At 31.5% G+C, this 2,220-nt stretch carries 1 pseudogene; it reads left to right on the plus strand.

Annotated elements, in window-relative coordinates:
* Nucleotides 1-416: pseudogene (locus PVV57_RS10065) on the plus strand (hypothetical protein); the annotation flags it as partial.
* Nucleotides 417-2,220 lie beyond the last annotated feature (1,804 nt).

The following is a 2,220-nucleotide window of genomic DNA, read 5'->3' on the forward strand; positions in this document are numbered from 1 at the left end:
TTTATGGCAATGCTCATGTGAGTGGTGCTGCCCGCGTTCTTGCTGATGCTCATATTTATGACCATGCCCATGTTTCTTATGATGCTACGGTTTTTAGTTATGCACGCGTCTATGGTCATGCTAGGGTTTGTGGCTCTGCTTGCATTTATAGCCATGCGAAAATTTATAATTATGCTGTTATTAATGGTCGTGCAAAGATTTATGGCAAGGTCTATGGCAATGCGCGCGTGGGGGGCTCTTGTGAGGTTTATGGATCTGTCTATGGCAATGCAAAAATCTCACATTGTGCAACAATCTGGGGGCGTGCTTATGGCAATGCAACAATCAACACAAAAAGCAAAGCAAAGTTGGTTCCAAAAAATTATGAGGTTTATGAAAACAATAATGTTGTTAAGATTATTGATAAAACAGAATAAAAATAGGTATGGGAGCGCCTTCTTGATGGCTATAAACCCATCATAAAAGAAAGAATTCAAAAAAAAGCCGTGCCAACTGATATGACGCGGCTTTCAATGGAGGTATGTGCAAATGTTTCATATAAATGAAATCAATAATGAATGCATATATACAAAACATATCTATTACAAGCACTCTATTAGAGATATGAAAACTTATCAAAAGGAACGTAAATGATGTATATGATCTTTAATCACTCTTTTGAATGAGAAAGCCTATAAACGCTTTTCGTTGCTATTAAATATATCAATCATAATGTCTTTATCTTAAAGAGATGCATTTAAAACAAAGCACATGATCAAAATGCTTCTTTTAAAACGTTTCAATATACTGACTTTAAAATTGAGTTGAGTGAATTCAAATAACACATTGTCTAAAATCAAACCTATCAAACAAATCAAAACGCTTGATAGATTTAACAAAACCCGTTTTTTACATTTACAAACGTTGGCTTTTAAAACAAGCTCTCATAAGACAATAAACAACCGCTTTTATCAAATGTAAGGCTTTAAAAACTGTTATAAACATCTGTTTCAAACGTTTTTATAAAAATCTCATTTTATGTTTTAAACGTTTAAACATTTAAACATTCATTTAGAGAGGCTCTCATAAACGTATTTTTACTTTTCTTTAAAACCTAATTTCTTTAAAATTTAGCCGGTCCATATTTGGGCTGGAAAAAGCAACCAATCCAATTTTGATTGACCTCGTTTGCTTTCATATCTTTCAATTTATACTCTTAAAACGTTTTTTGCTTGCTTGCGTTATCTCATTAGAAGGCTTTCAATTTCATAAGATATGACGTTTTGAATTTCATTACCTTGATTTCCTACCTCGGTAAAAAAATACTGTGGTTATAAAATCAATCTTGTCTTTAAATCTTTTGTGCAATCTTTATGAATTAAACCTATAAGCTTATGAATGCTTCAAACTGTTAATTTCTTTAATGCCATTTTAAAGGTTTTACCCAATTTTGGGGAAAACTATATGATCTCTATTTTCTATAAATGCGTATCTTTTGATACAATTTACCTTATAACAGTTTCAAACGATTACCCTCTTATAGGTAAATAAAATATTGCTATAATAGATATAGATTTTTTTGCTTCCCAATTTTGGGGAACAATAATTTTGGTCTTTATACGATTAAATAAACCAATCTTACAAGAAGATGTGATCTTTAAACGTATGTTATCGATAATTCCAAACAACTAAATTTTAAACAATGTGATTTGTGCTGTGATAAAAAACGTATCATAAGATTTATGAACTGTTATGAATGATATCTACTTTTCATTTCATTTGAATGTACCCATGCGTTATAATATTTACATCATGATTTGCTTTTTATGGTCTATTCATACATGGCAATCTTCTATAAAAAATGGTCAAATGAATCACGTATAAAAGTGTGGATTCCTAAGTGGATTCATATAAAATAATTTCATTCAACATATTGACTTTATTGTGTTTTTATTTATAATGCGTATTCTTATTCGGGACACCTTTGACACGCCCTTGACCTGCTTTTGGGGGTCTATATTTTTTCTTTGTTTGAGAAACCTGTTCTGTATTTTGTGATGTCATAAAATACACCCTCCAGATAATAAAAAACCCCGCAAACGCGGGGATTTTTCACTGTACATTTCCCTCTCTAGACACAATACGCCTAAGTACAGCAGTGTCATTAAATACGATTTGCTACACTTTGTCAACACAAAAATAACACATATTGATATATTCGAAGGGAATCTGTATGAAGTG

Source organism: Bartonella sp. AU15XJBT, assembly GCF_028618615.1.
Lineage (GTDB): Bacteria > Pseudomonadota > Alphaproteobacteria > Rhizobiales > Rhizobiaceae > Bartonella.